Origin of the sequence: Sphingobium lactosutens DS20, from assembly GCF_000445105.1 — a bacterium.
GTDB lineage: Bacteria > Pseudomonadota > Alphaproteobacteria > Sphingomonadales > Sphingomonadaceae > Sphingobium > Sphingobium lactosutens.
The window spans coordinates 1-21,519 of record NZ_ATDP01000036.1 but is presented as its reverse complement, the minus strand read 5'-3'; the positions used below and the strand labels follow the sequence as shown (position 1 = coordinate 21,519).

General features: G+C 62.8%; 12 protein-coding genes. 8 read left to right on the top strand and 4 right to left on the bottom strand.

Going from position 1 to position 21,519, the window contains the following annotated elements; all coding sequences use genetic code 11:
• Positions 1-40 precede the first annotated feature (40 nt).
• Genes dpdE through dpdD form a run of 8 tightly spaced genes read left to right on the top strand, consistent with a single transcriptional unit; the run spans position 41 to position 17,560 of the window.
• On the top strand, positions 41-3,175 hold the full coding sequence (dpdE, locus tag RLDS_RS30045; RefSeq protein WP_084514618.1) for a protein DpdE: 3,135 nt from the start codon (positions 41-43) through the stop codon (positions 3,173-3,175).
• A complete protein-coding gene (gene dpdF / locus RLDS_RS54395; protein ID WP_021224361.1) occupies positions 3,168-5,663 on the top strand; it encodes a protein DpdF in 2,496 nt (831 codons plus the stop codon). The genes dpdE and dpdF overlap by 8 nt, the downstream gene beginning before the upstream one ends.
• 35 nt (positions 5,664-5,698) lie before the next feature.
• Positions 5,699-6,577 (top strand): protein DpdG, encoded by an 879-nt coding sequence (dpdG, locus tag RLDS_RS30040; RefSeq protein WP_021224360.1) that lies wholly within the window; start codon positions 5,699-5,701, stop codon positions 6,575-6,577.
• Positions 6,577-9,612 carry a protein DpdH gene (dpdH, locus tag RLDS_RS30035; RefSeq protein ID WP_021224359.1) on the top strand — a complete coding sequence of 1,012 codons (3,036 nt, stop codon included), beginning with the start codon at positions 6,577-6,579 and terminating at the stop codon, positions 9,610-9,612. Before dpdG ends, dpdH begins: the two co-directional genes overlap by 1 nt.
• Positions 9,587-10,315: a hypothetical protein gene (locus tag RLDS_RS30030; protein WP_021224358.1), complete on the top strand. Its 729-nt coding sequence runs from the start codon at positions 9,587-9,589 to the stop codon at positions 10,313-10,315. Before dpdH ends, RLDS_RS30030 begins: the two co-directional genes overlap by 26 nt.
• 8 nt (positions 10,316-10,323) lie before the next feature.
• Positions 10,324-14,904, top strand: coding sequence for a protein DpdJ (dpdJ, locus tag RLDS_RS30025; RefSeq protein WP_021224357.1), 4,581 nt, complete (start codon positions 10,324-10,326; stop codon positions 14,902-14,904).
• Positions 14,904-15,431 (top strand): phospholipase D-like domain-containing protein DpdK, encoded by a 528-nt coding sequence (gene dpdK, locus RLDS_RS30020; RefSeq protein WP_021224356.1) that lies wholly within the window; start codon positions 14,904-14,906, stop codon positions 15,429-15,431. The genes dpdJ and dpdK overlap by 1 nt, the downstream gene beginning before the upstream one ends.
• On the top strand, positions 15,428-17,560 hold the full coding sequence (gene dpdD / locus RLDS_RS30015; protein ID WP_021224355.1) for a protein DpdD: 2,133 nt from the start codon (positions 15,428-15,430) through the stop codon (positions 17,558-17,560). The genes dpdK and dpdD overlap by 4 nt, the downstream gene beginning before the upstream one ends.
• A 134-nt stretch (positions 17,561-17,694) precedes the next feature.
• On the opposite strand, the gene RLDS_RS30010 is transcribed toward dpdD, so the two are convergent.
• The 4 genes from RLDS_RS30010 to RLDS_RS29995 form a co-directional block, all read right to left on the bottom strand.
• Positions 17,695-18,870: an AAA family ATPase gene (locus RLDS_RS30010; protein WP_031297237.1), complete on the bottom strand. Its 1,176-nt coding sequence runs from the start codon at positions 18,868-18,870 to the stop codon at positions 17,695-17,697.
• A gap of 82 nt (positions 18,871-18,952) precedes the next feature.
• Positions 18,953-19,561 (bottom strand): DUF6088 family protein, encoded by a 609-nt coding sequence (locus RLDS_RS30005; RefSeq protein WP_031297236.1) that lies wholly within the window; start codon positions 19,559-19,561, stop codon positions 18,953-18,955.
• A gap of 157 nt (positions 19,562-19,718) precedes the next feature.
• Positions 19,719-20,840 (bottom strand): relaxase/mobilization nuclease domain-containing protein, encoded by a 1,122-nt coding sequence (locus tag RLDS_RS30000; RefSeq protein WP_031297234.1) that lies wholly within the window; start codon positions 20,838-20,840, stop codon positions 19,719-19,721.
• Positions 20,833-21,393 carry a plasmid mobilization protein gene (locus tag RLDS_RS29995; protein WP_021224351.1) on the bottom strand — a complete coding sequence of 187 codons (561 nt, stop codon included), beginning with the start codon at positions 21,391-21,393 and terminating at the stop codon, positions 20,833-20,835. Before RLDS_RS29995 ends, RLDS_RS30000 begins: the two co-directional genes overlap by 8 nt.
• Positions 21,394-21,519 lie beyond the last annotated feature (126 nt).

The window sequence follows — 21,519 nt, the reverse complement described above, 5'->3', positions numbered from 1 at the left end:
AGGGGGATTCGCTCACGGGGGATCTAATCTGTTTCAGGGGATGTTAGTAGGGCTACCTGGGCACAAGGGTGTCGGGAAATTAGAAGCGGCGACTGATGGTTGCTGCTCCATCTCTGTTTTCTACTCGCTCAATCGAAGAGAAACGATCGAATGCTATGCTTCTGAGATAGGACGTGCTTACCTAAGTCCGCAAACCCGAGCCTATGTCCTTGATGGCGATCACATGCGGGTTGGTCGCGTCAGGGATTATCTCCAGCATGAAAACGGGCTCGTCACCTATGAAATCCGCTTTCCCAACGGAAAGCAGGATGATTTCAGTGAACTCGATTTGTTCGTCCGCCCATGGAATGCCCCCGAAGATCCAGCTGAGATGCTGGCGGCGGGCGGCGCTGAAAGCCAGTTTCTTCACGACCGGCGCCAAGCGGCGTTGACGCCGCTGCGCGGGTTGACCAGCGCTGCACAAGGCCTGACCGCACTGCTGTCAGCCGGGATCGACTTCGTACCACACCAAGTTGCTGCCGTTCGCCGTGTCTTAAGCGACCCTGTGCAGCGTTATCTGCTAGCTGATGAGGTAGGGCTTGGCAAAACGATCGAGGCCGGCCTGATCATCCGACAGCATCTTATCGACAATCCCGATACGGAAGTGCTCATCGCTACCCCGTCGGCGCTATGTGAGCAGTGGCGGCATGAACTTTCCGATAAGCTCCGCCTCGATCAGTTCGGCGAACCCTTCGAATGCTGCTCGCATGCCGATATCGCGCAGATCTCGCGGACACCCGATGTTCTGGTAATCGATGAAGCGCATCACCTGGTCGGACTTGACGATGGCCCGCTGGCTGCTTCGGCGGCACGGCTGCGTGAACTCGCCCGCGATGTGCCAGTGCTGCTGCTGCTGTCCGCCACGCCGCCGCTGGGGGAAGAGGCCCGGTTCTTAGCGCTGCTCAACCTGCTCGATCCGCTGACCCATCCGCTCGACGACCTCGACGGATTCCGCCTGAAACTCGAGCAGCGCCGTGCGATCGGCCGCTTGCTGCTCAGTCTAGATCCCGACGCTTCCGGGATCGTTCTGCGCCAGCGCGGTGCCGAGCTTGTCCGCAGCTTTCCCGACGATCCCGTCGTCCAGGACCTGGCGCCACAGATGATTGCTGCGACGCGAGAAGCTCCCGACCGACTTGTCGACCTGTGCGGCGCGCTCAAAGAGCACGTCGCCGACAGCTATCGCATTCACCAGCGCCTGATCCGTTCACGCCGGGCTGATGCCCAGGGATGGGAGTTTCGACCGCGCGGCCCCGATGGCGGCGCCATGTCCCACGTGCGCACCGAAGGCGATCCGAGCGACGACCTGGCGGTGCTGCTCGGCACGCTCGAGGATTGGCGATCGGCCGCCGTCGATTCACTGGTCGATGGCGGTGACGGGGCGCCACTGCTCTCAACGCGCTACCGTGACCTGCTGGGCGCGTTGTCCGAAGGTGCCGACGCGTTTCGTGCCTGGCTGGCAGCCGCCACGCCGATCTTTGCCGGCGAAGCCGAAATCCTCAATGCGCTGCGCGACCAGGCAGAGGAGTATGACGATGCCGATCGCATCGAGACCATGGTCGAAAGCGTGCGGCGACTGATCAAGACGCTGCGGACCGACGTCGATCATCCCAAAATCGTGGTGTTCGCGACCACGACTGCGCTGGCGGTCGCGTTTCACGAAGCCCTCGAAAACGGGCTCAATGACACGCCGTGTCTGCTGCTCGTCGAAGGCGGCAAAGCAGGGGAGGATGACGAAGACGGCCTCGGGGCGTTCGCGCAAACGCCCGATACAGCCGTTCTCATCGTTGATCGTTCGGCCGAAGAGGGCCTCAACCTCAGCTTCGCCGACGCGATCGTGCATCTCGATCTCCCGATGAGCGCTGCTCGGATCGAACAACGTATCGGCCGTCTCGATCGCTATGGCCGACGGCAGGGGATCATCCGTCACCGGATCCTGCTGCCCTCGGACGAAGACGAAAGCCCCTTTGCCGCGTGGCAAACCTTGCTTGCTGATGGTCTTTCGATCTTCCACCGCTCGATAAGCGATGTGCAGTTCCTCCTTGAGGATTTCGAGACCCGCGCACTCCATGCGCTACTGTTGACCGGACCCCATGCATTGGTCTCGTTGGCCGAGGAAATCCGCAGCCAGATCGCCGACGAACGCAAGTCGCAGGACGAACAATATGCGCTTGATCGGATCGCGCTCGCGGAGGAACCCGTCGAGACCTTCATCCAGGCGTTAGACGACGCCGAAGCCGATGAGGCGGCCCTCGAAGCCGGCGTCGACCAATGGCTGATTGGCACGCTACAACTCAAGAAGCGGCCCTTCGCCTGGCCGGTAGAAGATCCGTTCAAACTCGCCATCACCAAAGAGACCTTGATCCCGCGCTTGCCGTGGCAGCAGCAACTCGAACTGGACGATAGCCAGCCGCTGAGTTGGAAACGCCGGATCGCGACACGACGCACCGCTGTAACTTTGCTGCGTCCGGGCACGCCGCTTATCGACGTGCTGACGCGATTCACCCGCTGGGACGATCGCGGGACCGCCTTTGTTACTTATCGCCCCGTTTCAGACTGGCAGGGCGATGCGTGGATCGGGTTCAAGCTCTGCTTTACGATCGAGCCCAGTCTCGACATGGCCGATCTGCTCGCGCCGTCACGCGCCGAGCTTGCCGCGTCACGCCGCGCACAGCGCTATTTCGCGCAAAGCGAGCAGACCTTGTTCCTCGACATCAATGGCGAGGCGGTCACCGATCCTGCCCTGCTCGCCGTGCTGTCCAAACCCTATAACAGCCATGGGAAAGGCCCGAGCGCCGACATCAATCTAGGGAGTCGGCCGCACATCCTCGCCGACTACATCGATCCCTCTGTGTTCCCAGTGGTATGCCGCCGCGTGCGGGACGGTGCACGGCAAACCCTATCCGAGCAACCCGCGGTACTTGACGCGATCACCGCGGCCACGACCCTTGCCGCAAGCGACCTGCAGCGACGCCGGAACCGCCTCCAGCGCCGCCAATCGGCCGGTGATACGATGGCCCGCGAGGATATCGCGCTAATTGAATCGATCCTACCCAGCATCGAATCCCCCACGATCCGGCTCGACGCCATGGGATGTTTCATCCTCGGTCCGGCAATCACCAGGACCGTTCATGGCTGACCGGGATGGCCATGATGCCTTTGTAGCACTGGGCCATTTGCTCGACCGCACCGATAGCGGGGCAGACTGGCGAGCCCGGTCACCTGCGATCGAACGGTTGCGCAAAGCGCTGGTCGACCCTGCTCGCCAGGCGAGTGGTCTCGATCTGGCAGTCCTGCTCCGTCAGGCAATGAGCCACGAACATGTTCGACGCGGCGCGATGGTGTCGCCTGCGGTGCCCGTGTCGCACCCGCGCTTCGACGGGTTTGCCGGATGGGATGCCGTTGGACTGCGCAGCACCGCTGCCGGTGAAGCGCGTTTGGTAACGCTCCAGCCTTGGAAACCGACATGGCTCTCCGGCATTAGCGACAGCGTCGATGCTTTCGCCGCTTCTGAGAGGACGCGCCGCGAGTTCAATAGCGCCGACTGCCAAGGGGATCCCTTGCTCGCCGCTGTTGGGCGGACCTCCTATCGTAGCCGCGGGCAGCGCGCCGCCGTGCGTGCCGCACTCTCGACCCCTGCCGGCGGTAGCCTCGTCGTTGCTTTGCCCACCGGCGAGGGCAAGAGCATGATCTTCCAGTTGATCCAGACGGTCGGCTTTGTCGGGGCCGATCAAGCGGAAAACCGCGGCGTCACCCTGGTGATCGTTCCGACTGTCGCGCTCGGGGTCAATCACGAACGCGAAGCGGTCGATGTTTGCGGCCTATCGCCACCGCTCGCGTTCCAGGGCGGCAACGACGTCCAGAACAATATCATTGCCGAGCGGATCGCCGACGGCACCCAGGGCCTGTGCTTTGTGTCGCCCGAGGCGGCGTGCAATCGTCTACGCGATCCCTTGCGCCGCGCGGCAGAAGCTGGTCTGCTGCGCGCGCTGGTGATCGACGAAGCTCATCTCGTCGATCAATGGGGCACGGGCTTCCGGACCGAGTTCCAGGAATTGAGCGGCCTGCGGCGCGAACTGCTGTCGGCGGCTCCTCCTGGCCAGGCGCTGCGCACCATCATGTTGTCGGCGACACTTACCGACTCCTCGCTCGAAACGTTGCGCTCGCTGTTCGGCGCCGAAAGCAATTTCGAAAGCCTTGCGGCGGTCCAACTGCGGCCCGAACCGGACTATTGGATAGCGCCGTCGACAAACGAGGCCAACCGCGTGGCCCAAGTTCTCGAGGCGCTTCATCACGTGCCCCGGCCGGCGGTGCTTTATGTCACCGAAGTTGCAGCCGCCAACGCCTGGTATGCGCGACTAATCGAGGCGGGATTTCACCGGGTGCGCAAGCTTCACGGCAAGACCGGCCGAGCCGAGCGCGAAGAGATTGTCGGCCAGCGGCGCGACGGCGCTCTTGATATCGTCGTCGGAACCTCGGCGTTCGGGCTCGGCATCGATTATGGCCATGCCCGCAGCGTGATCCATGCCTGCGTCCCCGAGACGCTCGATCGCTTCTATCAAGAGGTCGGGCGCGGCGGGCGTGACGGCAAGGCCGCGCTTTCGCTGATCGTGCCGACAGGCAAGGACATGGGGATCGCCGAACGCATCAACGCCCAGCAGGTCATCAGCATCGATCGCGGCTACCATCGCTGGTCCACGATGTTCGCCCGCAAGACCAGCCTCGGAAACGGGCGCTTCGCCGTACGGATTGACGGCCGGCCCGGCACTGATGAACGCGACATCGACATGTTCGGCGATGCCAATACCGACTGGAACTTGCGCACCGTCGCCCTGATGGCGCGTGCGGGCATTTTGCGGCTGCTCGGCACACCCTATCCACGGATCGAACAGGAGGGGGACTGGCTCGAGATCGAGATCATCGACGACCACCATCTCGACTTGGAGCTCTGGCGGTCGCGTGTCGAACCCGTGCGCCGGGTCGGTTGGCTTGCCGCCAAGCGCAATCTCGATCTCATGCGCGAGTATCTGCGCAACGATCGCTGTCCGGCCGCGATCCTTGAGGAACTCTATGGCGCGAACAGGGTCGGACGAACCTGCAGCCGATGCAGTCGATGCCGTTCGGACGACACGTGCCGCCTTAACAGTGTGGCGGTCGGCGAACCGCGGGGACCGTGGACCGAGGATCTCCATCCGCTGGTCGCGAATCTTCTCGACCGCGATCTCCGGCTGCTAGTCAGCTACGACCCAGGCGACCTCGCCCGCAACGCGTCGCGCCGTCTCGGCGACACACTGCAACGTTTGGCACAAGCGCGTCTCGCCAAACTGATCACGATGGGCCCGCAACCGTTTGACATGAGTCGAGTGCTCAAATTCGCGGAAAAGTGCGCATTCTTCGTCAGTGATCTATCGTCGCTTGCGTTGTCGCGCCTACCGCGCGGTCCCGAACTTGTGATGGTCGGCGACAAGCAAACGCTGGAGCCGCAGAACCTCGCGCCGCGCGCCGACAATCCCCGTATCTTCCTGACACCGATCGGCCAGCTGGCCCCCGATGGACGCAGGTTGAAAGATGTATTTGGTGGTCGAACGCTGACGCTCGACGAGTTTAATGCAAGAGTAGCGCAATGAGTATAGTTACAACTGCCCAAGCTGTTCCAAGCCGATTGTTCGCGATCTACGCGGCCTTGTTCGACAGCGAGAATGGCGAAGTTAAAGACCGGATCGAGGCCTGGGCAACGCCGCCGTCGCTCAACGGCCGCGGCGGCGATGATGATGGCGAGTCAACCACAACATTGTTCAGCAACACGCTTGCCGAAGCACGGCGGATCGGTCTGGTCGAAGAGATTGAGGACAAGTTGCGTTTGACTACCGATGCGCGCGGCGGCGGGAAAAAGGGCAAGGGCAGCGAGATGTTCTTCTTGGCGTTCATGCGGCGCACCCTATTCGATCCGACGCGAGCCGCCGAAACCCAACAAGCCGGCTTCATGGTTGCCCTGTCCTGGTTTCTGAGTTCGAGCCCGCTCCGGCCGATGAATTTCTCCGAGCCGCCTCAAAACAGTCTGAAAGCGCAGATCGGCGACCACGCGTCGAAAACCGAATTGACCTCGCTAAATCGCTACCAGAACTTCCTGTACTGGGCCCGCTATCTCGGCTTCGCGACCATCGTCGGTGGCGGTAGCGATGCCGAGGACCTCACCTCGCGCCGCGTGATTCCCGATCCGGTCAAGGCCATCGAAAGCGCGCTCCCCGCCGTCTTTTCCGAAAGCAATGACATGCCGATCGAGCAATTCATGACGCGATTGGCAGCAATCTTTCCAGTCTTCGAGACCGGCAGCGTTCGCCAGGACTATGAGGCTATGCAGCTCACCCCGGTGACGGACAGCGATAAGCGACTGTCGATCACCACGAGCCTCGCGCTACAGCGGCTTGTTGACCGCCAGCGCCTGAGCATGGCGAGCGTCGCTGACGCACCCGGCCGCATCCTCGATTTTGGACCGCGCGAAGGTCGCGTCAGTCGTATCGCGCTGCGAGAGGCGGCATAATGCGCAACGTTCTCTGCTGGGACCCCGGTGCCGTCCGCCAGGTGATCAATCCGTTTGCCGAGCATATCAGCGACAGCCTGTTCCGTGCGGTTCATAGCGACTGGGATCTCAAGGTCAGCCCGCAGGTCGGCAAGTCGTTCCAGGAGATCGGCGAGGCCTCGTGGGCCGACATGACGCCCTCGGCGTTTCTCTCGGATTTCCTGCGCGAGGACCGACCGCATGCCCTGGCGGCGATTCTTGGCGAGACTGGCTCGGGCAAATCGCATCTCGTTCACTGGATGCGGCTCAACATCAAGCCGACGAAGGATCGCGTCGTCCTGGTGGTGCGCAAGTCGGGCACCTCTCTGCGCAACATCGTCAAAATGATCATCGCCGAATTGCCCACCGAACAGCAGGCGAGTTTTCTCGAAACGCTGCAATCGGCGGGCGATGGCACGCAGAGCCGGGAAGACCAGAAGCAGCAATTGCTCAACGACCTTGCGCAGGTGATCCGCGAGGAGGTCCTGCCGACCGACGCCGACGAGATCGAGGAAGGGCTCGCGAGCAGCCTGCCCGACCTGTTCCAAGATCCACATATGCGCAAAGCGCATTTCCTGGGCGACAACACCGTCATCGCCGAGATTGTCGATCACATCTTCGCGCCGTCCAACGCCAAGGATCGTCCCGATAAGCGCCGCGTGTTCGTCGAGGGCGACTTGCCCCTTGGCGGCATGGACTTCGCGCACGCCTCGCGCCTCGCGCGCGATGCGATCGACCTCATCGAACTGGACCCGGCAGTTCACCTTCCACTCGCGATACGGATTATCAACCGCAATCTCGATCGCGCCGTCGCGCGCACCTTGAGTTTCTCTGGCGACCGGATCGAGGAGTTGATGACCCGCCTGCGCACTTACCTTAAGTCGCAGGGTCAGGAACTCATCCTGCTCGTCGAGGAATTCGCGCGTCTGCAGGGCATCGATCGGGCACTGCTGCAGGCGATTACCTCGCAGGGCGACGAGCGCCAGTGCAAGATGCGCACGGCGATCGCTGTCACCACGGGTTTTTTCCAGAGCGTGGCCGAGACCGCCTATATGCGCACGACCCATATCGTCGATATGAATCGGTCCGCCGGCAGGGCCGAGGGCCGGTCGGTCACCAAGACCTCGCTCAATCAGTTCACCGCGCGCTACCTAAACGCTGTACGACTTGGCCGTGACGGCATCATCCAGTGGAGCGATGCCGCGGCGCCCGGCGACAATCCGCTCTCCAAATGCGACACCTGCATCCACCAGACCGAGTGCCACGCCATATTCGGCGAGGTCGACGGCTATGGCTTGTATCCGTTCACCTCGCAGGCCTTGTGGAACGCGGCGTCGCGCGCCGATGCTTCGATGCCGGAACGGCTCAACCCCCGCGTCCTTCAGAACGACCTCCTAGTCGAAGTACTCGATAACTTCGGGCCGGAGATCGCGACCGGTACATTCCCGCCGTTCAAGCTGCTTGAGAAACTCGGCGGCATCACAGCGCTGCCGGCCGTCGCTCAAGCCGAACTGCGCAACCGTAATCCCCAAAATTACCAGCGTTGGGCAGCTTTTCTCGAACTCTATGACGGCACCGGCACGATCGCTAATCTCGACGATCGCCTTCGCGCGGCGTTCGAGGTCCCGGAGATACCGGGTGCCGACGCGGCAAAGCCGAGCGAGCCAACCACCGACACGCCGACGCCCGAACCGCCGCGTAACACTGCCAGCAAGGAAGATCTCCTGATCGAGCAATGGATCAGCGGTCAGGGACTCGACCAATCCGTTGCAAACAATCTCAGGTTGCTGGTCTTTTCGGCCGTCTCCAATGCCATCGATTGGGACATGGTCGGACTGGCCAAGGCGAGTTTCGTCGGTCGAACCGGTAAAGCGTTCCAGACTGCGAGCATCAGCTTCGATCGGCAAACGACGCAGGTGCGTGCCGACCTGCAGGTCAAGCTCGTCATCCCAGGCAACCTAGTGCAGCCTGAAACAGCAGCAGCGGCTCTCCAGGGCGTGTTGCGCGCCAGCAAAGATCAGTTCCGCTGGGAGTTCCCCAACGGCGAGAAGATGTTGGGAGCCTTCCTCGATTGCGTCGAGATCTGGGCAAAGGACGTCGAGGCGCAATTGCGCGGCATCTGCCAGCCGACGCCACAATGGAATCAGGCAGCGGCTGCGGTCGAACTCCTCTGTGTCGGCGCGGCGATCGGGGGCAAGATCAAACCCGATGCGAAGATCGCCGACATGATCGACGCAGCGTTCAGCTCTCAATGGTCAAGCGAGTGCGCAAGCACGGCGCCTGAGATGAAGGCGCTGTACGACAAGCTGATAAGGCAACGCGAAAAGCTGGTGGGGATCGCGCAATCTCAGATGTCGAGCATGAAGGGCGGCCGCGCTGGTGCGATGCTCAATCCCGGCCGCATCATCGGGCCTATCCGCGAATTTCGTCAGGCGAAATGGCAGTTGCGCTTGGAGCCCCCCGATGGTGAGGCTCAAGAGCCCGCCAAGCTCTATCGGGAGGTCGGGGCTGCGCTCCCCACGGCTGCGGGCTCGGAGATGGCAGCCCGCAAATCCTGGCTCGATACGATGCAAGATGCGTTCGGCCCGAACGCGACGCGCGCCGCTATCATAACAGCGCTTGATGCAGCGCGGCAGGCCGTGGCTGACGCTGGCATTGGCACCAGTTCCACGGGACGCATTTTGGTCGAAGCGCTCGACCGCTTCAGGACCGTCTATTTCGATGATTCGCTAGCTGCCGCACGGGCACTTGGCAGCGAAGGCGATGCGGTTGCCGCGCTTCCCCACTTTGGTCGAGGTCGACGCGGCGCGGTCGATGCGGGGACCGCTCTGGTCGCCGCGGCGCAGGCCTTTCTCGATACCGTTGACGACAATATCGGCGCGACCAGTCAGAGTCTGGACGCCAAGCAGGGCGCGGTGGCGACCAGTCTCGATCAGATCGACAGTTCGCTGACCGCGATCGAAGCTGATTTGACCGCGATGGCGACAACTGATGGGGAGCAAGCCGATGCTGCTTGACCGCGCCGCCACGCTCACGACCAAGATCAACACCTATCAGAAGCTCAAGAACAGCGCCGCCGAAGCCGAACTGTTCGCTACGCGCGCGAAGCAGTTCGAGACCGCATCGCTGCTCATAGCTGGACTGCGCGAGACACTGACCGCCCTAGCGGAAGCCGGTGTTCCGGTCGATTTCGAACCAAGCGACGGTCTCGGCTATGCCGACAAGGCGCGCACATTGCGCGAAGCGATCAAGGAGGATCCGGCAAAGGTCAACGATCCGCCGTTCGACATCAAACACGCCTTTACCGACCGCCTCAACGGTATCGCCAGCGCAGGTCACAAAGCCGCGAGCGCTGCGTGGAAAACCTATGTCGACAAGCGCGCTGCCTTTGGCGCCGATGATGTCTTGAGCGCTCTCGGCCAGGTTCCGCAGTTCCGGATGAGCGTCGCCAAGATACGGCAGATTCGAAGCGAGGTAGCAGCCTCTGGTGCTAGCCTGCCCGCGGACCCCAAGGCGGCGATTACCAGTCTCGACGCGCTCGTCAGTCAGCACGAGGCGGCATGGAACACCCTGGCGGCGTCCGATATCCCCTCAAGCGTCGTCGCTTTCATTCGCTCCGCAGCCAATAGCGAGGCTCTCTTAAGTGCTTATACGTCCGAAGTGCAGACGTGGCTCGAAAGCCGCAATTTGCTGGGCGCGTTCCGCATCAAGCTGAGGTAGGCACAAACATGCCCGTGTCTAACCACGCCCTCGCGGTGCTCGACCGCATCGAAGCCATTGAAATGCGCTCCCTCGAATGGGGATTCACCGATGGCTCGCTGAGCGAGGATGAAGCCTTCGAACTCGGCGATCAGGTATGCGCTGCGGCAGGAGTCAGTAGCACTGACGGGCAGGACCTCGTCGAGGAACTCATCGATGCCAAGCTGATCTTCGAGATGGCCAGCGTCGGCGGCGACGTCCGGATCCGGTCGCGCTTTGCCGAAATGATGCGGCTCCTGGCTGCCAACCGTCAACTCTTCCCCAACAAGCCCTGGCAAGGTGCGCCGTCGCTCGTCGCCGACTTTCGAGTCGACTGCCGACCGCGACGCTTCCCCAAACGACAGCGTTTGCCCGCCGATATCCTCGCCGAGCATGCGTCGGCACTGGGCGGGTCACAACTGCGCCTGGACTTGTGGCGGGCATTGACCTCGCGCGACGGCATGAAACTCGCAGGCTTTCAGGAGCGCGCCGCGCTGCGTCTGTCGGCCGCAACCGACGATGGCGGCACGATCGTCACCGCGGGCACCGGCAGCGGCAAGACCATCGCCTTCTACCTGCCCGGCATGATCCGTATCGGCGAAGCGATCGGCGCCGATCATTGGGTCAAGGCGATCGCGATCTACCCGCGAATCGAACTGCTCAAGGACCAGTTCGCTGAAGCGTTTCGCATGGCGCGAACAATCGATCAGACACTTGCCGCGCATGGGCGCCGGCCGCTGATCATCGGCGCTTTGTTCGGAAAGACACCGACCCGTGCGACCCGCCAGGAATTGACAGAAAAGAGTTGGGTTCGACGCGGTGAGGACTTCGTCTGCCCGTGGATGCGCTGTCCGCGCTGCGAGGGTGAACTCGTCTGGCGCGGTGCCGATATCGCGTCGGGCACCGAACGGCTTGCCTGCGTCCAACCAAGCTGCGGCCAGACCATCGGCGACGACCTGATCGTGCTGACCCGGACCCGGCTACAGCGCAATCCGCCCGACATCCTGTTCACCACGACCGAGATCTTGAACCAACGCCTGTCCGATCACTGGATGCGCGCCCTGTTCGGCGTCGGGGTCACGGCGGCGCGCAAACCCTTGCTCGCCCTGCTCGACGAAGTGCACACCTATGAGGGCGGAACAGGCGCGCAAGCTGCGCTCACCCTACGCCGGTGGCGGCACTTGCTGGCGGCGCCGATCTCCTGGGTAGGCCTTTCGGCCACGCTCGGCGATGCCGCGCGCTTCTTCTCGGATCTCACCGGTGCAGCGCTCGACGATGTAGTCGAGATCACGCCAACGATCGAGGAGTTCGAGGAACAAGGCGCTGAATATCAGATCCTGCTCCGCGGTGATCCGGCGTCGCGCGCGTCGCTACTCTCGACCACGATCCAGACCTCGATGCTACTGCCCCGGCTGCTCGATCCGCCCGGCGCGAGCAACGCGTCCGGCACCTTCGGCCGACGCGCCTTCCTATTCACCGACGACCTCGATGTCACCAATCGCCTCTATGACGATCTGCGCGACGCCGAGGCCTTCACGATTTTTGGTCGGCCCGATGCGGCGCGCATGCCGCTGGCGAATATTCGTCGTGCCGGGCCCGACGCCGCGGTTCGCGATGTCGAAGGCCAGCGGTGGCGGATCTGCGAGGATATCGGCCATCCGCTCGATCGCCGCCTGATCGTTGGTCGTACGACCTCGCAGGATGCCGGCGTCAATCAATCTGCCAATATCGTGGTTGCGACCGCGGCGCTTGAGGTCGGGTTCAACGATCCGCTCGTCGGTGCGGTCATCCAGCACAAGGCACCGCGCGGCATGGCATCGTTCCTGCAACGCAAGGGACGTGCCGGCCGCGACCGCGCGATGCGCCCGATCACGCTGACCGTCCTGTCGGATTATGGCCGCGACCGCGCCTTCTACCAGGCGTTCGAGCACCTGTTCGATCCATCGCTCGAGCCGCAATATCTCCCGATCCGCAATCCCTATGTGATGAAGATTCAGGCAGTGTTCGCGCTCTTCGACTGGCTCGCGGCGACCACCGCCGGCTATGAAAAGGCCTGGCAGTGGAATTTGCTGAGCCGTCCGTTGCCGCAGGCAAGCCCCGCCGAGCGCGCCGTCCTCGACCGCACCCGAGCCAAGCTGACCCAACTGGTGCAGGGCGACGCCGCGACCATCGACGACCTGCGCAACTACCTCATGGGCGCGCTCGGGATCGATCACTCGGCGGCTGAGACATTGTTGTGGGAAGCCCCGCGCTCGCTTCTACTCGAGGCGGTGCCGACCTTGGTCCGGCGGCTGTTCCGGGGCTGGCAACTTGCAATTCCCAACGCCGGCGCGACACTCGATCTGCAGGTCGATCATCACCCGCTGCCAGACTTCGTCCCACGCAACCTGTTCAGCGACCTGAGTCTACCCGAAGTGCGGGTCATCATTCCGCCTGCGACGGTAAATCACGAGGAACGGGTCGAGCAAATGCCGATCCTCCAGGCGCTTAATCAGTTCGCGCCGGGGCGCGTGACCCGCCGCTTCGCGCATGAACGTGGCGCGCTGTCGCACTGGATTCCGGTCGATCCGGCTCTTCCGGAGCAGGACCGTCGTATCAGCGACTATGCGCTCGAGCATGAGTTCGTCGGCGTCTTTTCCGGCAGCCTCAATGATCATGTCGGCGGACCGCCGCTGCTAGTCTTTCGACCTTGGGCCGTTCGCCTCGAGCGCGCCACCCGAACCGAAGCGCTACCGAGCAGCAATGCCCGACTCCTCTGGCAATCCGACATCATCGCCAATGGCGATGCGCTGGGCGTGCCGGTCCCGACGCGATCGGAGTGGCGCCACTACGTCCGCGCGATCGACTTTCATCTGCACCGGTTTCGCTCGAGCGTCAGCGTGCGCCGCTTTGCCGGGATCGCTCAGGCGAATATCCGAACGCTGCAGGACGATTTTCCCGTCAAGCTGGCATTCACTAGCGACGACGATCGACCTGCCGCAGTCGGGTTCGAACTCGAGGTTGACGGTTTCCGGCTCGATCTCGCCCTGCCGCAAGCAGAAATGCTGAGCGGCGACCGCTTGCCTCCCGATGTCCTAGCCGCCAACAGGCTGGCTTATATTCGCGATCAGATCCGACTCGACCCGGAACTGCCCGACGACCTGAACCAGTTTCAGCGTGAGTGGCTGGTCCAGTTCCTGTTGTCGGCGTTGCTGGCTGATGCCGCGGCCCACGATCGGCCGCTTGCCGAGACGATTGCCGATCTGCTCGACGACGACCGGATCGAAGGCGTGTTCCGTGCTGTCATGGACGAGGTGTTCGGTGCGATGCCCCCGACGCAGCCCGATAGCGATGATACCCAAGACAGCGATGCCGACGACGTTGCCGATGGCGGGTACCCTTCCGGGGGGCCGGTTGGCGCGGGTGGTGCAACCGGGGGAGGGCGCTTGCAGCAAGCGCTGCTCCAGCAGATCGGCCGTCCAATCGTCCGGGACCGATTGCGCGCACTCGCCGCGCAACTGGTCGCGGTGGATCCCGCGATGTTCAGCCTGTGGCTTCGGCGCCTGATCCTTGAAACGCTCGGTGAGGCGATGCTGCAGGCATGCATTGCAGCGGCACCGAAGCAAGCGACCGTCGAGACGCTCCTCGTTGATATCCGCGATGATGCGACTTCCGATGTTGCAAGCGTCTGGATCAGCGAAACGACGCTAGGCGGCGCTGGTGTGCTCGAAGCCTTTGCCGACCGCTTTGCTTCCGAACCACGCCTGTTTTTTTCCGCCCTCGATGCGGCGTTGGCGCCCAGCGACCTCGAACTCGTCGACAGTAGTTTGCGCGAGATCCTGGCGCTCAGCATCAACGATGTCGCGATCGGTGACCAAGTCGCGCTACTGCGTGCGACAAGCTCGCACAGCGAGCGTGCGGCCTTATGGCGGGCACTGTCGCACAGCCTCGCACAGCGCGGCGGCATCGATCTGAGCCACGCGCTTTCAGTTTCACTCAACAATCGCTTGCTTCGCGCCGGTTCCGGCCCCCAACTCGATCAGTTGCTGCTCGACCTGCAGACTCATTGGGACGCGACCCAGGGCCGGTTCGGCATCGCCATCGGATTGCGCGAATATGCCTATATCGCGAGTTGCGACGCAACTTTGTCCAGCGCCGTTCGCGCGTTCCTTGCCGCGACGCTACCTGCGGCCGCGATCGCGCATGTGACAGTCCTGTCGGCGATTACCAGCCTGATGTGGCCCCGCGCCAACGAAGTACGCCAACGCGTCCTTCAGTCTTACAATCCGTTCCGCCAGACACGCTCGACCGATCCTGCGGTCGTGCGTCATCTACTGCTTTGCCGGGCAATTGCGACAATTGCCTTTGGCGATCCCGATTGGGAAAGGCAGCTTGCGACCGCGTTTGAAGCCCAGGGGACAGCCCGGCTTGTCGCCGATGCCGGCGAGGCACGACTGTTCCGCGCGGCACTCGTCAGGCTTTCGGCGGCACCCGTTAGTGTCGGCGTCCTCCAATTTTTTCCCGCCATCGAGCGCGTCGAACGCGCCGACGGCAGAATCTTCGCTACGCTGACACTGAGGGAGCAGGTCTGATGCATTATCCCTCACGCGATCTTCATGGTCCAGCGCAGTCGCGCGCGGTCCGCGACCTGTTTCAGAGTCTGTTCGTTGCCGAACTCATCCATCCCAGTCCGAAGCTGTGGCTTTTCTTTGCCTGGATCAGCGATGTCGAGATCATCGACAATTCGGCGCGAGAGTTCGCGGCACTCGAACCCGACTGGCCGGCCGCGCCGATCCGCTTGTCTCAAGCCTTGCGTGCCCTACTCGCGCGCGGTGTCGAGATTCGGCTGGTGATCCGCGCGGATGGCCACAACGACTATTTTATCGCCCGCCTTCAGATGCTTAAGGCGCGCTACGGCGACCAGATCAAATGGACCGTTGAGAAGAGCTTCCACGCTAAGGGTCTGCTCGGCGCCGACTATTTCCTAAGCGGTTCGATGAACCTCACCCTCAATGGCATCTCGATCAATGGCGAGCATCTTGTGTTGAGGACGGACCCGGCAGCGATCGCCGAGCAATCGATCGAACTCGAGACGCGCTGGGAAGGCCAGATGGCATGATCGGCACGGACCTTGATGCGGCGCGGACCGTGCTTGAAGATCTGACCGCGCTTCGGCCATGCGCGGGCGTGCCTTCGGACATTGCGGCGCTTTGCGCGGATGTATCCCAGTCAGTGATATCCGAGACGTTCCCCGGTGCATTGGTTCCCGTCATCGATAGCGCCGGGGCAATGCAGATTGACGTTGCGGCGGCGACCATGTCGGACTGGCGCCGGCTTAAGCCAGTCCTGCTGGCCTTTGCCGGGCCGACGCTCACCGGGTTCGACGGCTTGCCGGAATCGTTTGCCGCCTCCGATCCCGTAGGTGCCCGTCTTCAACTTGCCGCGCCAGCCGTCACCGCAATCATGCGCCTGCCGGGCGATGACCGTGCTCGCGTTGCGGCCTTGCGTGCCGTCTTACGCGCACGCGATACGCTGGCCCGTGCTCCCGAATTACAGCGCTCAGCCCCAGTCCCTACCTCTTGGCTGCTGGCACGGTTCCAAGATTTTCTCAATGTCGGACGCCGCGACGGTGCCACCGGGATACTCGAACGGCTGCGCAGCGAACTCCGACTTGATGCGCTCAACGTTAAATTCCTCGAAGTCCAATTGCTCGCGGCGTTCGAGGATTGGAGGTCGATCGTCGCACTTCCTGAATTTCCGAGTTTATGCGTCGCACGGCGCACCCCAGCGATCACAGCGATACTCCTCGAGGCGCTGTATCGAACTTACATTGCTGGTCCATTCGACAATGGAGATGCCACAGGTACGCGCACGTCATATACGCGAGACGTTCAGGGCTTCGTACAGTCGATGGGAATTACTGCGCCGCCACCAGCGTTGGGGGCGGGGGGATGGCGCCTGCTTGGTCTGGAGATCCTTGACGATCCCGGCCGTCAGGACTGGCGCGCCGCCTTATCAGACCAGGCGCCGGACCTTGGCTGGATAGCAGACCTTCTGCCGGTTCAAGCCTCCATCGAGCCGCAACAGGTAGAGGTCGCGGCGCCGATCGATGTCGCTCGAGGCGCGTTGATCCAAGCGGGGGCGGTCGACAGCGTCGACCTTCTGGCGGATGCAATGGCGGCGATGGCGCGCCTCAGTCCTGAAGAACTTGAGCTTCTACGCGAAACGATGCCGTTCCGGCCAATCGTGCAGGTAACCGACAACCTGGCCAGCATCGCGCCGCCAACTTCTTGGGTGGCGTGGCTCGACCGCACGGCCGAACCGGCGTTCGCTGATGCACTCGAGATCGCGCGGCGCGGAAAGGACGAATGGGCGATCGGGGCTTCGACGGCTGACCCGGTCGCGGTACACACCCTCGTCGCAGCACTCGAGAAAGTGCAAGGCGATCCGCTCGCCGCAGAGCGCACGACCCAAGCCCTGCCATACCTTGTCGCTTGGCTGCAGCGCGACAAGGACTTCCCATGCGCTGCGCTGTCACCGATCTATGGCGAATTGCTAACCCTGTTTGCGCTTGGCAGCGCGCGAGGCGCGACCGTCTATGAATCGAGCCAGGTGCTGGTCGGAGCGCTTCTCGCGGGTGGACTTGACCAAAAGGCCTATCGTGACCTGATTGCCGACACCGACGAGATCGCGGGCGACGGCTTCGGCGTTGACATGATCTATTGGGTCCTAGAACTCGTCGAGAACTTCATGAATTCCGCGACGCCTGATGCGGACGCGCGCGAGGCATTCCTTCACCGTATCCTAGCCCGCATCGCGCCCATAATCGGGCGTTTGACCCGCCTGCAGCGGATCGCCGTCACCCTGTTGTCGCGCGAGCTTGGCTGGGAATTGCCGGTATCGCCGACAAGCGATGTCGCGCCGACGGACGATGGTCTCGCGAGTCGATTGGCTGGCATGCGCATAACTATTTATTCGCTGACAGAGTCTTCGAGCCGACAGGCCAAGGCAGCGCTCGAGGAAATCTCGTCGTCCGTGACGGTCGATATCAATGCCGACCATAGCGGCAGCGCCCGATTGCGTGCGCTTGCGGAAAACAGCGATCTGTTTGTGATGACATGGTTGTCGGCGAAGCACGCCGCCACCGATTTCATACGCACGCATCGCGGCAATCGGCCATTGATCTACTCACAGGGTAAAGGCTTCTCGAGCATGCTTCGAGCAATTGAGGATTTTCTCCGCTCGTGATGAGCGCCCGCGCTGACAACCCAGAGTTCATATCACTTACGATTTAACATAATCCTTATTATCAGATTTTTATCGTTGTATAACAATCACTTATGGCCGCACCTCCACAAGCAGGTAGCCATCATCTGCCAAGACTAAGCTTCAGGCATCACTCTTTTCATGTAGGTATCGAATAACGGCACTGTGAACGCCGTGTCCCCATGAGCAGGACTATAGAGCATCCCCTTTGCAATCAGACTGTTGCGGGTCGGTGCGACGCTCGAGACTTTCACCCCCATAGCTTCAGCGACATCGCCTGATCGATGCGGACCAGGACCCAAGCTTGCCATGGCGCGAAGATATCGCTTTTCTGCCGGCGTCAGCCTGTCAAATCGCACACGGAAGAAGCTCGCGTCCAGTTCAGCCAGTGCGCTTTTTGTAGCAACTGCGATATCGGCGGCGGTGATCGGTGAAGCATCAGCAACATCCCACCCATGCTTTCCCCACTCCTGAAGGAAATACGGATACCCCTGGGTTTGCGCCAAAATTGCATCCAAAGCCGCATTTTCGATGGACTCCTTTTCGCGCGCGATTGGCAGACGGATGGCGTCCCGCGCCGCCTCGTCATCCAGCGGACCTACGGCGATGAATTCAAACAGACGCTCTGCATAGGATTTTGCTCGCCCCATTTGCCCCAGAAGCTGAGGCAAGCCAGCTGCCAGCATGGTTACCGGTAGCTGTCTCTGACTGGCTCGATGGAGCGCGCTAATCAATGCCGCGAGCTGTTCCTCTGGCACATATTGCAATTCGTCGATCACCAGGACGACCGCAGTTTTTCGTTCCTGGGCGGCCTCTCCCACGGCGACAATCAGATCGGCCAAGTCCGCCTCGAGGTCGCCACTATCCGCAAGGCCCGGCTCGGGTTCGAAATCCAGCGCGACCTCAAGGTCATCATATTTGACCTTGAGCTTCGCGAATCCCGCCAGCGCCTGCAGAGCGCGCTTCACGCCGGCCGAAGCTTGTTTTAACCGATCGAGGCGCAGCAGCGCCGCCCGTAACGCAGGAACCAATATCCCCGGCAACGATCGGTTTTCAGGAGCTTCTATCGCGACTACGGCCATCCCTTCGCGCTCCGCAGCATCCCGCATGGTGGCGAGAAGAACGGTTTTTCCTACCCCTCGCAAACCGTACAGGATGCTCGGTCGGGCTGCGCGCGCCATGCGGATCCGGTCAAGAGCTACGGCGTTGCGTTCCAGCAATGCACCGCGTCCCGCGAGTTCAGGCGGCGGCGTGCCTGCGCCTGGCGCGAAGGGGTTCCTACGAGCGTCCATAGCGAGGTTATGGCAGTTTATGTTTTTTCTGTAAACTTACTAATCTCTCTTGATATCTTCCTCGGCCGGTCTGCGCGCGAACTCATCCATTACGGGCGGCGCCGATCTTTAAGACGAGGTCGCCCATCCATCCGGGCATCTCGGCCCGGGCCTGGGCGAGCATCCGCATGTCGCGATCATCGAGGCGGGCGGCGAAGTGCCGGATCTTGTCGCTGTCGATATTGTCCTTCCCCAGATGCGCGAGCGCCTGCAGAACCGCGTTGACCGAGTCAGGCGCATTGTCGAGCACCGGTGCGCGGCTGTGCTTGAGCGTCAGGCTGCGCCCGCCCGCTTGTCGGACCCGGGTCCGCCCGGTCGTGGCATAGCTGGCCCGGGCGGGAACCTGGGTCGATAGCCCGAGCCTGTTCGCCGCCGCCGCGCCCGACGGCGCGAGCTTGTCCCCGCTCTGCGTCGAGAGGGCCTTGGCGACATTGGCGGGATCGGGACTGAGCGCACCGAGCTTGTCATGCTGGCGCGGATAGTCATAAAGACCCCGGCCGATGCGCCGGATGTCGCCGGCGGTCGCGAGGCGCGACAGCGCCATGTCGACCGACCCACGCGTCCCGAAGTCGACGAAGCTCTTGGGCGTGAACACCCAGCCACGGCCCTTGCCGCGCACGCGCTTCATGATCCGAGCGGCTACCGCAGACATTGACTGTGCTCCTACCCGTTAGATAATAGCACGCTTTTTTCTAACAAGCCAGAAGCGCGCATCAGCGCCTAAATCAGCTATTTTTCGCGGTATTTTGACATTTCATCCACATAGGATGCCCAAGCCGCACAGGCAAGCCGGCCGACAGCGCCGGCCATCATCGTTCCCGATCCCGGTGAGGCGATGGCCGCCCCTCGTCCGCACCTGTGGGCGGCGAAACGCCCTCCGGCTCGTTTCGGCGCTCCTGCGGCGGCCGTTCGGATTGCAGTATCTCCCGTGCGCGCGCGAGCCGCCGCGACACCGCCGGCGGCATCGCCGCCAGAAAGCCGGCGATTTCCTGCCCCAAGGCACGATCTTCCGGTTTCCCGGTGCCGGCGAGCGCGACCGCTGCCTCGGCATAGGCGCCGCGGATCTGCTTCTGGCGCGAAAGCGCCATGACATCTTCTGCCCGGCGCTCCTGGTCGGCCGCACGCACGAAGCTTTGCGCTCGCAGTTCGTTGAGCTGCGCGAGATTGAGCCTGCGCCCCTCGCCCCCAAGCCGGGCATCGAGATGGAGCGCGGACGAACGGACCCGCTTCTGGACATGGCCGCGCGCGCGCCGGGGGGTGGCTTCGGCCGCGACACCGCGCGCGCGCAGCTCATGCGCGAAGGTCTCACGCATATGATGGAGATCCGCCTTGCGCGGATTGAAGCGGGTTCCGTCCGCCCCTTCGGTCGCCACCGTCAGATGGACGTGGGGATGATCGGTGTCGGTATGGAGTGCCAGCATATAGGCATGGTTCCCCTCGAACAGGATCCGCGCGAATGCCTGCGCCGCATCATGAAGCGTCTCAGCGTCGGTCGATCCCCCGGGCATCGAGAGCACGAGCGACATCGACGTCGGCCGCTCCCGGCCATGTTCGTTCATGGCCTCGTCGAGCATCGCCCAGTCCTGAGCGATGGCCTTGAGCCGATCCGGCTCGGTGACAATCTCGCCCTCGCTCGATCGGACGGCGAGCTTCCCGTGGCGCGCCACATAGCCGAAATGCTCGGCGACATGATGAGCGCCATATTGCTTGCCGGAGACCTTCACCATCACCTCGGGCGCCTTGCGCACGATCCGCTCGAGCTTGGCGCGCGCCTCGGCCTGGTCCATCGACATCGGCCGGGCGGCCCCGCCCCCGCTTCCGCCCGGTTTGATCCGAACATAAGCGCCGCGCAGGGTCCGCTTGCCGCCTGCCGGCGACCGCCAGGCCTCCATCAGGCTGGGAAGCGGGAGAACCCCCTCCTCCTCACGCATCGGCCGTGTCCCAGTAGCGAAGATCGCCCTTGAGCGCGGCCCCGAGACCGGCGAGCGCATCGACGATCTCGGACCTAAAGCTTGCGACCCTGGCCGCTTCCCGCGCGACGTCGAGGCCGGATTCGACCATCACCGAGGCGTTGAGCGCGCGGGTCGCCTGGTTGAGGTTGATCCCGATCCGATTGAGCTCGCGCCACGCCTGCGCGATGGCCGCCCGCTCCTCGCGCGGCAAGGGCGCGTTTGCACGCAAGCGCCGCGCCAGCAACGTGGTGATCCAGTCGGTACGCTTCATCCCCAGCACATCCGCCGCGCGGTCGAGCGCGGCGATCTCTTCCGGGATCAGCCGAACCTCGACCCGGCAGGTTGCGCGCTGGCGGGCGCGCGGCGCCTGATGCCCCTCCCCCGCCTCCATGGCCAAGGCGTCACCGATCAAGCGGCGCAGCAGCGCCGAGCGGCCGCCCGATACCGCCGCGAGCGCGGCGAAGCGCTGGGCGACATCATCGTCGAGCCGAAAGGTGAGGACGGGCATGTCCCCAACGCTATTGTCATACATCCCCGGCGCCAAGCCTATCCGGCCCTCATCTTTACTCAACTCATCTTATAGTCTGCTTGGGCAGACTATTGTTCTTCGGCCAGCGAACCCCTCTCGAACACCGATCGTCCGCAGCAAGGGGCGGCG